Consider the following 17,592-nt stretch of genomic DNA (forward strand, 5'->3'; position numbering starts at 1 on the left):
AATGACGATTTTTATAATAATCCTGGCATGAAATACATAGAAAAGCTTCATTACATTACACACGATATTCCAAATTTTTCGCACTTAGGCCAGGTGCAATTGGCCTGCGAAGCCGGAGCAAAATGGATTCAGTATCGTTGTTTAAGCAAAGCTGATGATGAGCTTTTGGAAGACATAAACTCCATCGCCGAAATTTGTGATGACTGGGGCACAACGCTCATCGTTACCAATCACATCCATTTAAATGGCAAAGCTGATATTCAGGGCTTTCATATAGAAGATATGGGTGCAGATTTCATCGCATTGCGAAAACTTGTTGGCAACGACATTACTTTAGGTGGCTCGGCAAACACAGTCGAAAACCTTATTCGCCTGGCAAAAGAAGGCGCTGATTATGCAGGTTTTGGTCCATTTGCAGTAAGTAAAACCAAGCCGAATAACTACCCGGTTATTGCATTGGAAGATTATAAAAAGGCAATTGAAGAATTAAATAAACTGGAAATTAATCTGCCAATTTTAGCTGTTGGAGGAATTACCTTATACGATGTTGAAGCTTTAATGCAAACCGGCATTTATGGCATTGCAGTTGCCGGGGCAGTAAATTCAGCTGATGATTTTATACAAGCTTATCAGGATTTTTACGAAGCGGTTAAGGGTTAAAAAATCCTGAAATCGTAATCCTAAAATCTGAAATTAGTTTATATTCGCAGTATGTCGTCACACCATATTGTAAAAGAAAAACAAGAGCCTGCTTTATATATTGATGAGCTGGGAAATTTTAACGAAGAGCTTTTAGGTCAATTATTAGAATGGAGCCCTACACTTTTGGTTAATGGAGATAACTATGATAAAATTCAATCTTTAGGTATTAAGATTGACGTTTTAGTAAATGGAAAAGAGGGTGATGGACAAGAGGACACTAAAGTTATTCAAGGTCCGGTTGATTCTTTTATGGTGGCAATAAACTACCTTGTAGGTGAGCAATATTCCGCAGCAAATGTTATTGCAGCAAAGTTCGATTTGGAAAAGTTTGCTGGCTTTGAAGAAGACATTAATCTTGTAGTATTTACCGAAAAAGCTAAACATTACCCAATCAAATCTGGCTTTTCTGTTTGGAAACCTGCCGGAAGTGAATTTTTAATCCATGGCAATCGTTATTTGGAGGTAACTAACCTAATGCAAAGAGAAGACGAGATTTTTGAAGTTGTGAATGATGGCTTCGTAGAATTTACCTTTTCAGGAAATCCAATTTTTATTAGCGAACCCCTATGATAACCATCAGAAAAGCAAAAGAAGGTGATATAGAAATCATCAGATCGATTGCAGCCAATACCTGGCCAAGTGCATATTTGGAAATTATCGGACAAACACAAATAGATTATATGTTAGAGAAAATGTATAATCGGGCTGAACTGTTAAAGCAACTTATGGATGGGCACACTTTCCTTATCGCCGAAGATGGTGAAGCCGATGCAGGATTTGCCGGTTATTCGATAATTAACCACGACGAAAGAATCTACAAACTACATAAGCTTTATGTTTTACCAACAGCGCATGGAAAGGGGATTGGAAAAATTTTGATTAATGAGGTTTTTAATCAGGTAAAAAACCTTGGTGCTTCCGCATTACAGCTCAACATAAACAAACATAATAAGGCAAAAGATTTTTACCTTAAAGGAGGTTTTAATATTAAAGAATCTGTTGTATTAGATATTGGTGATGGATTTGTTATGGATGATTATGTGATGGAATATAAGTTTTAATGTAATAGCACCTAAAACGGTCGTCATTGCGAGGCACGAAGCAATCTTTATTCAGAGATTGCTTCGTGCCTCGCAATGACGAGATGTAGGAAATGAAAGCCACAGATTTACAGATTAAAACTTAAATAATCTGTAAATCTGTGGCTTCTTAGTAACTAAATATTCAAAAATATAGCGTTGCTAGAAAACTACGTCATGGCGAGATGCAAATAAATAAAGCCACAGATTAGCAGATTAAAACTTAAATAATCTGTAAATCTATGGCCTCTTAGTAACTAAATATTCAAAAATATAGCATTCAGCGTTGCTAGAAAACTTCGTCATGGCGAGATGCAAATAATAAAGCCACAGATTAGCAGATAAAACTTAATAATCTGTAAATCTGTGGCTTCTTAGTAACGCAATATTAAAAAAATATAGCGTTTAGCGTTGCTAGAAAACTACCTCATGGCGAGATGCAAATAAATAAAGCCACAGATTTACAGATTAATACTTAATAATCTGTAAATCTGTGGCTTCTTAGTAACTAAATATTCAAAAATATAGCGTTTAGCGTTGCTAGAAAACTACCTCATGGCGAGATGCAAATAAATAAAGCCACAGATTTACAGATTAAAACTTAATAATCTGTAAATCTGTGGCCTCTTAGTAACTAAATATTCAAAAATATAGCATTCAGCGTTGCTAGAAAACTACGTCATTGCGAGGCACGAAGCAATCTATCTTCTCGTCTTGGAGATTGCTTCGTGCCTCGCAATGACGAAACTAGTCATAAATAAAAACTATTGTTTCAATTTCGGAATCCTTGTTGGCGCATCCGTTCCGTTAACAATAGAAGTTGCGCTTTTCGCAATGGCTTTTATGGTAGAAAGAATATTCTCCACATCCAAAGTGCTGTATTCATCCTTTACTGTATGATAAAATTTGTCAATGTCAATCTGGTCGGTGCTGATTGTATGCGCCGGAACACCTAATGCAGCCAGTGTTGCATTATCACTTCTATAAAATAAATTCTGCTCTTTATAAGGATCAGGGTGGAAAGTAAATTCTGTTCCGGCTAGGTTTTTTTGTAAAATTTTTCCAAAGTCAGATTTATCGTAACCAGTAATAAAGGCTGAGTTTTTACCAAATTTAGAATCCTTACCAATCATTTCGATATTAAACATGGCTACCACATCATCAGGATTTAATTTCTCTGAAAAATATCTCGCACCAAAACCACCAATTTCTTCGGCCGTAAAAGCCACAAAAATTAAAGTGCGTTCATTATTTTTTTGCGCTTTGTAGTATTTTGCCAAGGCAATCATCGCCGTAGTTCCAGAAGCATCATCATCAGCTCCATTTCCAATACTATCGCCATCAACTGGTTTGGTTATACCTAAATGGTCATAATGACCAGAAAACACAACCAATTCTTTTTCTTTTGATTTACCAGGAATCATTCCCGCAACATTAAATAGAGGAAGCTTTTCTACTTTGTTTTTAACTTCAGCACTAAATTCTTTTGCTTCACTTAAACCCAAAACAAAAATTGTGGCATCCGGTGTTGGCGATTGAGCATCTTTTTCATCTATAATAGCGCCACGATTTAAAAATGATTTATAACGTTTAAAATCAGCCGCAAATTTTGCATCAACCAAAACAACTTGCTTTTTACCCGGGCGGCTAAGTGATCGATATTGAGCTGCAAAAGTTTTTGTAGTATCTAATTTAATTATACCGTCAGCGCTAGTCTGGTCAAATAGTATTGATGGAGATTTTGCCCAAACCAAAATATTTTCTTGCGGAACAGTCTTTCCATCAATAACCAGTTTTGTTGGCTCTGGTGTTAACCTTACTTTATAAAAAGTCTGACGGAAAGTGCTTTCTCCATTAAGCGGTTTTAAGCCTATTTTTTTAAATTCCGACTCGATAAAAGTAGCTGCCTTATCAATACCTGGCGTAAATGTTCCGCGGCCTTCCATTGCATCGCTACTTAAAGTTTTGATTAAATGGTCGGTATATTCCCGTGTTATTATTTTATCAATATTTTGAGCGCTCAACTGTAAAGTTGCCATCCCGGCTAGCGCTACAAGAAAAATTTTCTTCATTATTATATATCCTTTTTATTATTTAGATTTCACTTGCGAGTTTAACCAATTATCCCTAAAAATCTGCATTTCTTTTGTTAAACTGCCTCCAGTTTTTTCTATAGATACAATTTCTAAAACCGGATTTTCTGTAAATGTAAGTTTTGTTGTTTTATTAACACCATAATAGGAATATGTCACCTCTACAACATCGCCTGGCTTATGTGTTTCAGTTACTTTATTTAGCGCCGCCTGATCTTTAATTTCCATACCATCGATTGTTAAAAGCAAAGCACCAAAATCTAAACCAGCATCATACGCAGGCGTTCCGGTCAAAGTTTGTGGAACAATTGCTTTTGCATCTTCAAAAGTTACCCTTCCAATTCCTGTATAAGCTTTGCCAGCATTGGCTTTACGTAAAACATAGCCAGCATTTAATAGCAATTTTGCGTAGTCATTTTTTTCCGTTCCGTAAATGTATCTTTTAAAGAAATCTGTGGCAAAAGCTGGGTTCTTTGTCAAAATCCCTAATGTTTTTTCTAAATCAGGTATGGTATATGCAATTTCTGGTTTGCCATAGGCTTTCCAAAGCGCCCGCATGTAATCATCAAGCGTAAGCTTAAATTCAGCACGCAACCTTAAATCCAAGGCTAAAGCTGTGGCAGCACCATAAGTGTAATAAGAAAGGAAAATATTGTTTTTATTGGTTTGGTCGATAGCAACGCCTGCATCAGCAAAAACCGCATAGCGACTCGCTTCTACCGGCGAGAAGTTTTTAGCACCGGGTGAATTTAAAACCGCATTTGCCAAACCACTAAATGTTTGAGCGGCATTTTCAACAGATTTAAATCCTGCCCGGGTTAGAAGTAAATTACCATAATATTGGGTAAAACCTTCTGCCAGCCAAAGTTCATTACTGATATTTGAATGTGTAAAATCAAATGGTTCTAATGTTTTCGGGCGAAGTCGTTCTACATTCCAGCTGTGAAAATATTCATGAGAAAATGTGCCCAATAAATTGGATTCGTAACCTTCAATTTTTGGCGTACGCTGAACAATTATTGTAGAATTTCGGTGCTCCATTCCATCGCCCGCATAATCTGGATAAACATCATGCAAAAAATAATAATTGCCATAATCATATCCCGGAAACTCACCCCAAACTGCATAATGCTCATTAACCATTTTTTTAAGCATTTCTGCATAATTATCTATAGTTTTTTGATCGTCTTTTGAGTGCGAAACCAAATGAATGTTTTGCATTTTGCCATCCTTATTTTTTACTTGCCAGCTTGCCGTTTTGTAATCTGCTATTTCGGTAGGGCTATCCATAAAATACTGCAAATTGGCAGCATAATACGTATCATTTCCCATTGGTTTTAATTGCGTTGCAACTTTCCAGTTTAATTTCTCAGCATAGTTAAATTTTATAACCCGCGGGCGAGCATCCATACCAACCGGGAACGCAAAAGTTGCCGGAATATTCATGTGGGCATGCCTGTCATCAAAACCCGCATACGTACCATCTATCCAATTGCCAAAAAGGGTATAAGTAATTTTAACATTTTTACCATGCTCTGCAATTTCGTATTCATCGCCTGCCGGCTGATTAATTTTTAAAGCCTTTCCACTTTCATCAAAAGCTTTAAAATTGTAAACGTTTTTGCCAAACCCATGCGTAGCATACCTTCCGGGAGAAGAACGGCTCATTCTAACCTTTAATTTACCTGCCGGGATATTTGGAATTTCCATCGAAATTTGAGCTTCGTGATGGATTGCGTTAGGAAAAGAAATGCTGTAACGAATTTCATTTTGCGCAGCAGCCCCAAAAGATAAGAGCATAATTGCAACTGCCCCAATAATTTTTTTCATCTGTATATAATGTTTTTAATAGAGATGAAGCTATCAGATTTATTCATATCACTGGTTTGGTATGAAAAATCATGATGGTTTCATAAGAATAATTTGATGGCCTTAAAATAAGAAAAAATGGTAGATGAATTATCAAAAAATGGAAGATGGAAAATGTTATATGTAGAATGGAAGATGTTTTTTGGATAATGGATGATGTAAATTACACATCTTCCATCACACATTTTCCATGTTACGTCCTAGATGTTCCTTTTTCCGTCCCACATCTTACATCCTTTATTCTCCTTCCCAATCGTACTTTTCTAAATCGCGATAGGCTTTTCCTTTGATAATTTCTTTTCTTTTAGAAGATTCTGCATCAACCTTAGTTTCATGGATATTATCTGCAACTTCCATTCTAAAATCTTTATGCTTTTTTGATTCGTAAATATCGGCTTCATCGCCATCTGCGGTTACATAATCATAAGGACCGCGGGCACTCATCAGTTTTACAAAAACCGGTAAACATTCAAAGAAAATAAATAACAGACCAATAAAAGTGACAGCAAGTGCCGTATTATTATCTCTTGTGCCATCAGCATTGAAAGAAAGCTGCCCAAGCGCCCAGTTTCTATCGGCAAAGCCAGCGATGTTTGCAAGGCTATCCAATTGTTTAGCGGTGTAGAGTTTTTCGGTAAATAAGCCATCAAAATCCTTTCGTTTATCAATAAATGATTCTGATTTATTGATGTTTGCTTTTAAGCTATCCAGCTCTGCTGCGCGTTGCTTAATTTCGTTTTCCTTCCTTTTAGCGTACGGACCATAACCCATTACACCTGAAGTTTCGTTGGTTTTATTGCCGAATATTTCGAAATTAAGTTTTTGTCTATCTGTTTTAATCCCTTTTTCTAAACTATCTCTGGTTGCCTTTTGCTGGTTCAAGCGTCCAAATTCTACCTGGTATTTTTTTTCAAAAGCTTTATTCAGTGTATCTATTTTTTTTCTTTGTCCGTTAAGGTAACTAACCTTTAAACGTTCTTTAATCTCTTTATCAAAAATCTTTAACTCAATTGGGCGGGAAATTACAATCCCAATCATTATTGCCAGTAAAATACGCGGTGTGGCCTGTAAAATCTGCTTGTTTGTGGTTGCGCTTTTATTTATGCTAGATACAATGTATCTATCCATATTAAAAATTGCAGCACCCCATAAAAAGCCAAAAATTAAGGCAAAAAATACAGCTAAATCATCGCCTTTAAAAACGAAATACATGGCATAACCGCCAGAAAGCGCAGCAAATAATCCGGTAAAAAAGATAGTTGCACCAATGCCTGTATATTTATTTTGCTCAGTAGAATATTTTTCTAGTGTGGGGATGTGCGCACCAGAACAAAACCAAAAAAATCGGTTAAGCTTGTTCATAAGAATATTTTATAGTTAAACGCCCAAGCAATTAAGTTGTTACAGTTTTAAACCATTTATTTTTGCTGTAGAGTGCTTAACCCATATAATTATACACCATACAAACAAAAGCACTGTTGTACCTTGAAGTAATTTATATAAGTTTGTAAAAATAATTTTCACATGAAAGAAATATCAGTACAGGAACTAAAACAGAAAATCGATAATAAGGAAGATTTTCAATTAATTGATGTTCGCGAAACGTTTGAATATGAGGTTTCTAACCTTGATGGAGAGAACATCCCTTTGGGCGGTATATTAATTGAGGCTGATAAAATCTCGAAAGATAAACCAGTTATTATTCAGTGCCGTAGTGGTAAAAGAAGTGCTGCAGCTGTAATGCAATTAGAATCTCAATACGGTTTCGAAAATCTATATAATTTAAAAGGTGGCATTTTGGCTTGGCAAGAGGCTTACGACCCAAATATGCCAGTTTATTAAAATAATTAATATAAAAATCTCAATTATCAAACTTGGTAAATTGCATACTAAGCCTATACGGATTTGATAATTGAGATTTGATTATTGTACATTAATCTTTAAAAAACTTTTTCATTGTGGGAAAAAAAATTGCTTTAAATATATTTTACAACCTTGCAATTATTCTTTCGGTTATTGGTGTGGTTTGGTGCTACAATAACCATAAATATTTACCCGGAGCATTTCTTGTTGGTACTGCGGCCTGTTTTCTTTATTTCAAAGTTCAGTTAATGAAACAGATTAGGAAAACGTATCAGGAAAAAGACCAGAAGTAACACCTTCTAAACCCAAGCCTGGCAGAGGTTTTAAAATATACCTTCCATTCTGAAAGTCAAGATCCTTAAAAGGATTATTTTTAGTTAAAAAAGGTCCGTCTAAATCTGCCCAATTACAAAGGGGCGCCAAAGCCGCAGCCGCCAAGGTAGCACAACTGGTTTCGCTCATACAACCAATCAATACTTTCATCCCAAAAGAACGGGCTTTTAAAATCATTTGATGACCTTCATACATTCCGCAGCTTTTCATCAACTTTACGTTTATGCCATGGTAAGCGCCTTTCAAATTATCCATGTCTGCCAAACGTTGCATGGCTTCATCAGCTAATAAAGGAATGGGGCTACGCTCCGTTAACCATGCATTGCCTTCGATATTATTCTTATCCATTGGTTGCTCAATCAACACAACACCCTGGCTATGCAACCAGTAAATTAAATCGATGGCTTTGATTTTATCTGCCCAGCCCTGGTTTGCATCAACATATAATGGAACATCGGTAATACTGCGAATCGTTTCTATGATTTCTTTATCATTATCTCGACCAAGTTTAACCTTTATCACTTTGAAATTTTCAGCATCCTTTAGCTTTTCCCTAATCACATCCGGAGTATCGATACCAATTGTATAAGAAGTTACAGGCATTTTATCAGGATTTGCGCCGTAAATTTCGTAACAAGGTTTATTTAAAATTTTTCCGCTGATGTCATTTAAAGCGATATCAATTGCCGCTTTAACTGCCGGTTGTCCGGGCGCTACACTATCTAAATAGGCAATAATTTCTTCAAAATTGAAAGGATATTTAATGCTATTCCAATCTACCAGTTTTAAAAATGCATTTGCGCTTTCATAACTCTCGCCCATGTAAGGCACCATAGATGCTTCTCCATAACCAATTACGCCATTAAAATCTATTTTTAAAAGCATTATAGGTGTACTGGTACGTGTAAATTTCGATATCGAAAAAGGATGTTTTAATTCTAATTCAAACTGCTTGCAACTTATATTCATTATCAATCGTCTATAATATTATTAGAGTTATTAGCTCTACAGAAAGTATATTTGTTTTATTAACGCAAACCATTCCTGCCATGAAAAACATTTCAAGATTACGGTATTTTATTTATTTATCCTTAACAATTATTGGAGGATGTACCACAGGAAAAAAAGCCTTACAAAAAGGCGATTATGATGCTTCAGTTTTAAAGGCAGTGAGCCGCTTACAGAATTCGCCCAAGAACAGCGAGGCACTAAGTGTTTTGCAAACGGCTTACAACTACGCATTGCAAGATCATTTAAGAAGGATTGAGGAAAGTAAAGTGACAAATGATTTATACAAATGGGAAGGCGTGATGTACGACTATCAGAAAATAAATCAGCTTGCTGAAGAGATAAATAGTTGCCCCGCTTGCTTAACCGTTGTTCCCAATCCATCAAAATATATTAAAGAACTTGATGAAAGTAAATACAATGCCGCTACAGCAAGGTATAATTCTGGCATTCAGTATTTAAATGCTAACAATCGTCAATCGGCCAAGAAAGCTTACTACGAATTTGAGAAAGTTCAAAATTTGCAGGCAAATTATAAGGATGTTAAAGCAAAAATGGACGATGCCTATTGGATGGCCGTTACCAGAGTTGTTGTGCAACCAATTTTTGTAAACAGCAGATTATATAAGTTAAGCGGCGATTATTTTCAACAACAAATTGATGGTTTTATGAGCGATTACTCCAGAAATAAATTTGTACTTTTTTATTCTGAGCAACAAGCTTCAAAACAAAAAATAGTACCAGACCAGGTTTTGAGTTTAAACTTTGATGATTTTATTGTTGGCCAAACTTACGTTAAGGAACGTGTTGAAAGACTAAAGAGAGATAGCGTAGTGATTGGCGAAACCCGCGAAAGAAAACCTATTTACGGAACAGTAAAAGCTACATTAAGCATTTTTGAGAAAAATATATCTTCTTCTGGTTTATTGGATATGACGATTAGCGATTGGCAAAGCAAAAAAATAGTTCGCCAACAAAAGTTTCCTGGAACTTACATCTGGACGGATAGCTGGGCGAGTTATAAAGGCGATGATAGGGCATTAAGCAAACAACAATTGGCCATGACCAAAAGAAGAGAAGTTGTTCCGCCGCCACCGGAAGCTTTATTTCTGGAATTTACAAAGCCAATTTATAATGATTTGGTAAACTCGATTAGCTATTTTTATAATAATCATTAACAATTACGTCATTGCGAGGCACGAAGCAATCTTGTCTATGAGATTGCTTCGTGCCTCGCAATGACGACCTTTTCTTAAAGAAACAAAATCTATTTAAATCTGCGATTCTTATCAGCGAACATCCGCGGGAAAACTCAAGCTTCGTAATCCGAACGTTAAAATAATTAACCACCACAGAGCCATAAAAATATAATGGTTAATATTGCAGCGATGAATACCGGCTTATACAATCCATTCCAAAAATTCGATTTCCTTTACAAAAATTGCTTTCTAAGTGGCAGCACTTTTAAATCGCCATTAATTCAAATCCCTTTAATCCCGAAATGGTTATTGGAGCAGGCTGGTTTAAGTGGCGAAGAACAGATTCAGTTCTTAGATGAAAGCATTCGTTCATACAATAGCATTGTCATTCCGGTAAATGCAGAAGTAAACGAACAATTTTTAAATCCACTGGAAAATAAAATTGAAAAAGCTTTTGAAGGCGGTTATGAATCCGTTTCGGCATTAAGCGAGCTGGATTTATTTAACTGGATTGGGAAGTTTCTTTATGGATTTGTGTATACAGAAATGCATGGCGCTTTACGTAAAGAAATGACCGCAGATGGACTGAACATGTCTCAATCTCTGATGATGAAATTTGCGAATTTGAATTTCATGATGCAGAATCTTTATACCAGCATTGAGTTCGAAAATTTTACGCCATGGTCTATAAATGTTGTAAAATTAAAAAATCCGGAAACGCCTTTTAGCTTTCGCGATGAAATTAACACCTTAACATTCTCTTTAAAATTTAAAGATTTTGGCATCGTTGCCTGCTTGCAAGATAACGGCACAAACAACCGCTATCATCAGGAAATTATTAATGAAATAAAAGGTAAAAGTTTATCAGCAGAACAATTTGAAGAATTGACAGCAAGGTTTTATTATTCGGCTTACCTATTTAACCGCTTACCTGAATACACTTTTATGCCTGTTGAAGGTACAACTTACATAGAAGCCATGCCTTTGCGAGGCAATATGAGCAAACCTTTATTTGATGTTTGGCAACACAAAGTGTACGCGCAAGTGCTCGAAAATTTTTGGAAACCATGGGGTTATGTCAAATTCGAAATCATCAAAAACCCGGAAGAACCAATGAGCTTTTTTGAAAACCCTTGCTTACCTGTTGCCGGTTAAAATACCGATGAAATTCTGCAGGATTCCAGGCACAAAAATTATTGTAAAAATTAAACCCGTTAGTGCGCCATAAAAGTGAGCATCGTGGTTTATGCCATCCCTCGAATTTTTAGAAGCATAAGCACAATAAATTAAATAAATAAACCCAAATACTACAGCAGGAATTCCGATAGGGATAAACATGATGTATATTTTAGACATAGGGTTAAATAATATGTAACTGAAAAGCACGGCACTAATGGCGCCAGATGCACCCAAACTGTTATAATTAAAATTATCCTTATGCCTAAAAACGGTAGGTATATCGCTTAAAATTAAAGCTAAAAAATAGAGCAAACCAAATTGCCAGCTACCCATTAACCGCTCTAAAGTAAATGCAAAGGCATAAAAGGTAAACATGTTAAAAAACAAGTGCATCCAATCGGCATGAATTAAACCGCTTGTAATTAAAGTAAATATGTTTTTCCCTTTCGATACACTATACGGATGTAACATAAACTTGCCGTAAACGCTATTATCGTAAAATGCATATAGACTGGTTACTACCGTAAAAACAAAGATTAAAGAGGCTACGGGTGCCATGTTGAAATACTCCATAATACTATTTTAAATCGAGTTTAACATCCTTCACTAACCGTGCCACGGGGTATCTGTTATGTGTTTGCTCGTAATAATCTGAATTTTTATAAACAAAATCTAACTGAGCCGAACCACTTTTGGCAAAGGTGGTATCGTTCAATTTTTTCTCTTCAAGCCTGGCTTTTAAAGCAGGGTTATTTTTTAAAAGTTCTGTAGCAGTATCTTCAAAAATATAAGCAGAAAAATGTTCCTTCATATCTAAAATAGAATCAAAAAAATTCCAGTTGAAGAATGAATCCGTTGCCTGTGGCTCGAGGGTTTCTACAATATAACGGTTTTCGGGTTGATTAACATAAACAACAAAATCACCTGCATAATATTGTATTTGCTGGTTTACAGCATTTAGTTTAACAGCAGTATGTAGGTAATGTCCTTCATACGGACGAGTACCTGTCTTCATATCAGCGATATAATAACTCTCCACATTAAGTTTAACATCAGTTTTTAACTCATTTAATTTAACGTGGTTCAGTTTAAGCAAAGTAATAACCTTATCCCAAGCCTTTGGAATTATATAAGCAATTGGTTTTTCAATGCTTACCAAAGGCTCGTAATTATTGTATTGCTTTATGGTTTTAGCATAAGGCTTTGTTCTATCATAATATAACCTATCGAAACCGCTCACGTTACTGGCCTTTTTAGCGCCTTCAAAACCTTTAAAAGAAATACTATCAAACTTATCTTTGTTCAGTTTCCATTCTAAAGGAAATGTTTTTTGCTTCGCTACAAAATCATCTGCTTTGCGTTTATTTTCTCCAATCAGCTTTGCATCACGCTGTACAATTTTAACATAATTTGATAGAAGCTTATATGTTGCATCAACACGTAAATCAAAAGATTTAAGCATGTGCGTTTCGGGCATGAAACCGATAGAATTATGAAGGTTTGCATAACCGGTAGAATAACGTGGCGACTCTATAAAACCACTTATTCCGCTTTCTGGTGTTTCGCCTAACGAATTTACGTAAGGAACCATCGGATAGCCAAGTTGCTCCATACCTTTATATAAATCAGGAACCAGCGTAGACGTTAAATAACCTGATAATATTGAATTCAGCTTGTCTTTTTGAGTCGGGATTAAGGTCATCACATATTGATAATCCGAACCGTTACTGGTGTGCGTATCTACAAAAATCTCAGGTTTCCAGGTATTAAAAATTAATTGAAAAGCTGCAGAATTTTTCGAATCTGTTTTGATGAAATCGCGGTTTAAATCTAAATTTTTACTGTTTCCACGAAAGCCATAAGCTATTGGCCCATTTTGATTTGCTCTCGAAGTTCCAGTTCTGTTAAAACTTCCATCAATATTATATACAGGTATAATACAAATTACAACATCTTTCGGCAGTTGATTATTTTGCAACAAATCGCGGGCAAGCATCATCGATGCATCAATACCTTCAGGTTCGCCCGGATGAATACCGTTATTGATTAGCAAAACGCGTTTATTAGCTTTTTTAATCGAGATTGGATCAAAAATTTTATCTTTTGATAGAATTAACAAGTGCAAAGGCAAACCGAAATCGGTTGTACCGTAGGTTTGTAATTTTGCCTGCGGATATTTTTTGGCTAGCGCCTGATAGTATGTAATAGCGGCTTTATAAGTTGTAGTTTCCTTTTTACCACTACTTTCGTATGGTGTCTGTTGTGCAAATGTTGGCAAACTTAAAAATAACAACCAAAACACGAAAGTATTTCTCATGTTAACAGGGATGAAGAATTTGAAATTATAAGGTTTTACGGTAAACTTTAATGTTTCCGAAATAATATTTAAACCCAATACTGTAAACGTTGAAAGTATCCGGGTCGTAATTTTTAAACTTAGTTGATGGGTCGTTGTAACCATCCAATCCTTCTCCAAAGGTAAAACTACTTTGGGCATTAATGTTCAAAACATAGCGAACATAACCATAGCCATCATTAATGTACCAGTTCATTCCAAAATTAACTGGCACCCATAAGTCAACACTTTTATCCTTACCCGGAAAAGGACCATAACCCGGATCGTATGCAGCCCAACTTGGTTTATAACGAACAATATCGGTAATATTATTCTTAAATGCTCCAATGCCTATACCGGCATAAAGACCTTTAATGTTGTACAGGAAATTAGATTTATTATAATCTATTAACTCTCCGAGCATTAATTTTACATTAGCATTAATGCCTGTGTACTTATTTACAAACTGTCTGTTGTGTAGGTCGGTTGCAATATCACCACCCTGTACCATACCATACTGCGCCTCTAAGCCACCGGTAATAAAAGGTGTAAAATGATGGTCTAAATTGCCGTAAATGGTATAGCCCCAACCGCCCTCAACAACATCTGTTTTAGAGTAATTTGGTCCCGCACCTAAACCATAAGACCATTTGAAATAGTTTGATTGGGCGGATATTAAATTGGATGTGATAATTAAAAAAAAAGTTAGGGATATAATTTTTAGAGGCTTACAAATCATATAGTTTTTTTACAAAAATAAAATGTTTATTCAATATCCATAACTTTTTACCTTTGGAAAATGAATACTTATCAAAATATTAACGGGTCTTTAGAAAATAGGTTTATTAAATATGCAAAGATTGATACTCAGTCTGACCCAGAATCGCCAACATGCCCATCCACGATGAAGCAAAAGCACCTGGCAATTGAGTTGGTAAATGAATTGCTCGAAATGGGTATTGATGATGCACACATGGACGAACATGGTTACGTATATGCTACCATACCATCAACAACCGACAAAATTGTTCCGGTTATATGCTTTTGCTCGCACATGGATACCTCACCAGATTGTAGTGGCGAGCATGTTATGCCAATTATTCATAAAAATTACGGTGGAAACGATATAATATTACCCGATGATGAATCGGTCGTTATTAAACTCACAGAACATAAAGATTTACAGCACCAGAAAGGTAATGATATAATTACAGCAAGCGGAACAACCTTGCTCGGCGCCGACAATAAAGCTGGTGTTGCAGAAATAATGGAGGCAGCAGCTTTTTTTAAAAGTAATAAAGAGGTAAAACATGGCGTTATCAAAATATTATTTACACCCGATGAAGAAATTGGAAGAGGTGTTGATAAGGTAGATATTAAAAAATTAGCTGCTGATTTTGGTTATACCGTAGATGGTGAAACTTTAGGTTCTATTGAAGATGAAACTTTCTCTGCAGATGGGGCAACATTAACAATTAATGGTGTTAGTAGTCATCCAGGATTTGCGAAAGGCAAAATGGAAAGTGCCATTAAAATACTTGCAGAAATTATTGATAAATTACCAAAAGAAACCTTAACGCCGGAAACTACAGAGCTTAAAGAAGGTTTTGTTCATCCGGTAGGTATTAAGGGGCATGTGGAGCAAGCAGAGGCACAGTTCATTATTCGCGATTTTACGGATGAAAAACTAGAAGCTCATGCAACCATTATAAAAAATGCAGCTGAAAAAGTATTGAAGAATTATCCAAATTCGACCTACAAATTAGCTGTTAATGCACAATATCGAAATATGAAGCAAGTATTGGATAAACACCCAAAAATTGTTGAGTATGGCGTAATGGCAATTGAAAGAGCAGGTATAAAAGCCAAAAAGCAAAGCATTCGCGGTGGAACGGATGGCTCTCGCCTATCATATATGGGATTACCTTGCCCTAATATTTTTGCCGGAGAGCATGCATTTCACAGTAAACAAGAATGGGTAAGTGTTCAGGATATGGAGAAAGCCGTACAAACCATCATAAATATTGCTTGTATCTGGTAAGAGCACAGCTAATCATTTTATGAAAACCAATACAATTAAATTCGAATTGTTTATTTTTAAGGATAGATGATAACATTAGAAAACGATTTTTTAAAAGCGAATATCGCGGTAGAAGGCGCTGAGCTACAAAGTTTATATAGTAAGGAAACCAACATAGAGTACATGTGGAATGGCGATGCAAATTATTGGGCAAAGCACAGCCCGGTTCTATTTCCTATTGTAGGCTCGCTAAAAAACAATAGCTATAGTTTTAAAGATAAAGAATATGAATTACCTCGTCATGGATTTGCCAGAGATTATACCTTTAAGGCCGAAAAATTAAGTAATACAGAAGCAGTGTTTACTTTATCCTACAACGAAGAAACGCTTAAAAACTATCCTTTTAAATTCGAACTGAAGTTAACTTATCAGATTATTGAGCGTAAACTCGTTTTAAATTATACAGTTAAAAACACAGATACCAAAAAGATATATTTTTCTATTGGTGCTCATCCTGCATTTGCTGTGCCAAATACACCAGATACCAATTACGAAGATTATTATTTGGCATTTAATGAAGATGAAAAACTAACCTATTGGAAACTGAAAGATGGGTTGGTATCAAACGAAACCGAAACTATTGAATTAAGCAGGCATCGATTAAATTTAAGACACGATTTGTTTTATAATGATGCATTGGTATTTAAATCCCTGCAAAGCAATTGCATAAGTTTACTAAATAATAAAAATGATTATGGATTACATTTTCATTTTGATGATTTTCCATACTTTGGGATTTGGGCGGCCAAAGATGCATCATTTATTTGCCTTGAACCATGGTGTGGCGTTGCCGATAGCGTAAACCATAATCAAAAACTCACTCAAAAAGAAGGCATTATTAAGTTGGAAACCGGAAAAAACTGGAGCCGTTTTTGGGAAGTGGAATGTTTTTAGTTCCTCCCATTAAACATAATCCACTTTACCCTTGTAATAAAAGACAACACTGTTATCAAAGCTATGGCTAATCCCAAAAGAAGCGTTTTAGAATAGTTTCTCCACCAAAGCCATATACAAATAAACGGCTGGTGGCCTTTTAAGCCAGCGGTTTGCTATTTACGGATAATTACTATTCTAGATGTTTAAATCAGTTCTATTAAAGAAGTATCTGTCCTTCGCATTCCTTATGTTACTTTTTTCCTGCCAGAAGAAAAGATTAATAACTCCGGCACCAACTAAAATCGAAATTACGATGAAGCTTGGTTTTATTTAAATAATAAGGACCCAACTAATGCTTTCATTAAATTCTATACAGTTGCCACCTTAGGTACACATATTCGAGCTTAAAAAATTTAGCATAATTTAACATGATAGGCTTAATTATAACCTTGATATGAAATATCAAAAAAAGATTTGGTTTTGAAAACGAAAGCTGGTTTTTCGTCGGTCCATCCAGCCCTGCTGTTGTTCCAATCTTTTTGATGTTTGGCAGCAGAAGTTTTGAAAAAGCTTGTGCGCTCAAAAAGGATTTCCATGCCATTAGGTTTAGCTGGCCTGGTCTGCTGCTTCGAAGAACAGTTTCAATACCAATACCAGATTAACAAATTTTTAGACATTAAAACCTTAGCTGTACCCAGGTGCCTTAGATGTCTTAGATGGTAAAACTATTTGGTTTTATCTAAGCAACTCCTGCTAATCTGCGGGCGTTATTCCGGCTCTTTTAGTATAAGGTTACTACTTTGAACTTTCAACTTTGAACTTTTAACTCACAAGTCCCATCGCTGTGCGAAAAAGCTTATAAACAAAGAAAGCCTTGCAACAATTGTTACAAGGCTCTTCTTTTAAGATTTGGCACCGACCTACTCTCCCACGTGTTACCGCAGTACCATTGGCTCTGGTGGGCTTAACTTCTCTG

At 35.7% G+C, this 17,592-nt stretch carries 17 protein-coding genes; 9 read left to right on the plus strand and 8 right to left on the minus strand.

What is annotated here, in order from left to right; all coding sequences use genetic code 11:
- The first annotated feature begins 27 nt into the window (after window positions 1-27).
- From LUA86_RS10740 to LUA86_RS10750, 3 genes are read left to right on the plus strand one after another with little or no spacing between them, the layout of a single operon-like run.
- Window positions 28-660 carry a thiamine phosphate synthase gene (locus tag LUA86_RS10740; protein WP_231460626.1) on the plus strand — a complete coding sequence of 211 codons (633 nt, stop codon included), beginning with the start codon at window positions 28-30 and terminating at the stop codon, window positions 658-660.
- A 51-nt stretch (window positions 661-711) separates the two neighbouring features.
- Window positions 712-1,272 (plus strand): thiamine pyrophosphokinase, encoded by a 561-nt coding sequence (locus tag LUA86_RS10745; protein ID WP_231460627.1) that lies wholly within the window; start codon window positions 712-714, stop codon window positions 1,270-1,272.
- Window positions 1,269-1,763 (plus strand): GNAT family N-acetyltransferase, encoded by a 495-nt coding sequence (locus tag LUA86_RS10750; RefSeq protein WP_231460628.1) that lies wholly within the window; start codon window positions 1,269-1,271, stop codon window positions 1,761-1,763. Before LUA86_RS10745 ends, LUA86_RS10750 begins: the two co-directional genes overlap by 4 nt.
- Before the next feature lie 782 nt (window positions 1,764-2,545).
- On the opposite strand, the gene LUA86_RS10755 is transcribed toward LUA86_RS10750, so the two are convergent.
- From LUA86_RS10755 to LUA86_RS10765, 3 genes are all read right to left on the minus strand, one after another.
- Window positions 2,546-3,853 (minus strand): M20/M25/M40 family metallo-hydrolase, encoded by a 1,308-nt coding sequence (locus tag LUA86_RS10755; protein WP_231460629.1) that lies wholly within the window; start codon window positions 3,851-3,853, stop codon window positions 2,546-2,548.
- Between the two features lie 18 nt (window positions 3,854-3,871).
- The gene (locus LUA86_RS10760; RefSeq protein WP_231460630.1) at window positions 3,872-5,704 is read right to left on the minus strand and encodes a M61 family metallopeptidase; all 1,833 of its coding nucleotides are present in this window, start codon (window positions 5,702-5,704) and stop codon (window positions 3,872-3,874) included.
- 276 nt (window positions 5,705-5,980) lie between these two features.
- On the minus strand, window positions 5,981-7,105 hold the full coding sequence (locus LUA86_RS10765; RefSeq protein ID WP_231460631.1) for a DUF4407 domain-containing protein: 1,125 nt from the start codon (window positions 7,103-7,105) through the stop codon (window positions 5,981-5,983).
- A 162-nt stretch (window positions 7,106-7,267) separates the two neighbouring features.
- Between LUA86_RS10765 and LUA86_RS10770 the strand changes: the two genes are divergently transcribed.
- The gene (locus LUA86_RS10770; protein WP_231460632.1) at window positions 7,268-7,585 is read left to right on the plus strand and encodes a rhodanese-like domain-containing protein; all 318 of its coding nucleotides are present in this window, start codon (window positions 7,268-7,270) and stop codon (window positions 7,583-7,585) included.
- A gap of 116 nt (window positions 7,586-7,701) precedes the next feature.
- Window positions 7,702-7,899, plus strand: coding sequence for a DUF6358 family protein (locus LUA86_RS10775; RefSeq protein ID WP_231460633.1), 198 nt, complete (start codon window positions 7,702-7,704; stop codon window positions 7,897-7,899).
- Here LUA86_RS10775 and LUA86_RS10780 read toward each other — a convergent pair.
- Window positions 7,865-8,908, minus strand: a complete 1,044-nt coding sequence (locus LUA86_RS10780) for a dipeptide epimerase (RefSeq protein WP_231460634.1) — start codon at window positions 8,906-8,908, stop codon at window positions 7,865-7,867. The genes LUA86_RS10775 and LUA86_RS10780 overlap by 35 nt on opposite strands.
- An 80-nt stretch (window positions 8,909-8,988) precedes the next feature.
- Between LUA86_RS10780 and LUA86_RS10785 the strand changes: the two genes are divergently transcribed.
- Both LUA86_RS10785 and LUA86_RS10790 read left to right on the plus strand, forming a co-directional pair.
- Window positions 8,989-10,125: a hypothetical protein gene (locus LUA86_RS10785; protein WP_231460635.1), complete on the plus strand. Its 1,137-nt coding sequence runs from the start codon at window positions 8,989-8,991 to the stop codon at window positions 10,123-10,125.
- Between the two features lie 192 nt (window positions 10,126-10,317).
- Window positions 10,318-11,301, plus strand: coding sequence for a hypothetical protein (locus tag LUA86_RS10790; RefSeq protein ID WP_231460636.1), 984 nt, complete (start codon window positions 10,318-10,320; stop codon window positions 11,299-11,301).
- Here LUA86_RS10790 and LUA86_RS10795 read toward each other — a convergent pair.
- The 3 genes from LUA86_RS10795 to LUA86_RS10805 are packed head-to-tail and all read right to left on the minus strand — an operon-like array spanning window position 11,284 to window position 14,399.
- Window positions 11,284-11,898 (minus strand): rhomboid family intramembrane serine protease, encoded by a 615-nt coding sequence (locus tag LUA86_RS10795; protein WP_231460637.1) that lies wholly within the window; start codon window positions 11,896-11,898, stop codon window positions 11,284-11,286. The two genes, LUA86_RS10790 and LUA86_RS10795, sit on opposite strands and share 18 nt — an antisense overlap.
- Before the next feature lie 4 nt (window positions 11,899-11,902).
- The gene (locus tag LUA86_RS10800; RefSeq protein WP_231460638.1) at window positions 11,903-13,642 is read right to left on the minus strand and encodes a M14 family zinc carboxypeptidase; all 1,740 of its coding nucleotides are present in this window, start codon (window positions 13,640-13,642) and stop codon (window positions 11,903-11,905) included.
- A gap of 25 nt (window positions 13,643-13,667) precedes the next feature.
- Complete coding sequence (locus LUA86_RS10805) at window positions 13,668-14,399, minus strand: hypothetical protein (protein ID WP_231460639.1); 732 nt, start codon at window positions 14,397-14,399, stop codon at window positions 13,668-13,670.
- A gap of 60 nt (window positions 14,400-14,459) precedes the next feature.
- On the opposite strand from LUA86_RS10805, the gene pepT reads away from it, so the two are divergent.
- A complete protein-coding gene (gene pepT, locus LUA86_RS10810; protein WP_231460640.1) occupies window positions 14,460-15,701 on the plus strand; it encodes a peptidase T in 1,242 nt (413 codons plus the stop codon).
- 66 nt (window positions 15,702-15,767) lie between these two features.
- Entirely contained in the window at window positions 15,768-16,634 is an 867-nt protein-coding gene (locus tag LUA86_RS10815; protein WP_231460641.1) for an aldose 1-epimerase family protein, read from the plus strand.
- A 419-nt stretch (window positions 16,635-17,053) separates the two neighbouring features.
- On the opposite strand, the gene LUA86_RS10820 is transcribed toward LUA86_RS10815, so the two are convergent.
- Window positions 17,054-17,212, minus strand: a complete 159-nt coding sequence (locus LUA86_RS10820) for a hypothetical protein (RefSeq protein ID WP_231460642.1) — start codon at window positions 17,210-17,212, stop codon at window positions 17,054-17,056.
- Between the last annotated feature and the right edge of the window lie 380 nt (window positions 17,213-17,592).

The sequence above is a fragment of the Pedobacter sp. Leaf132 genome, assembly GCF_920984695.1.
Taxonomy (GTDB): domain Bacteria; phylum Bacteroidota; class Bacteroidia; order Sphingobacteriales; family Sphingobacteriaceae; genus Pedobacter.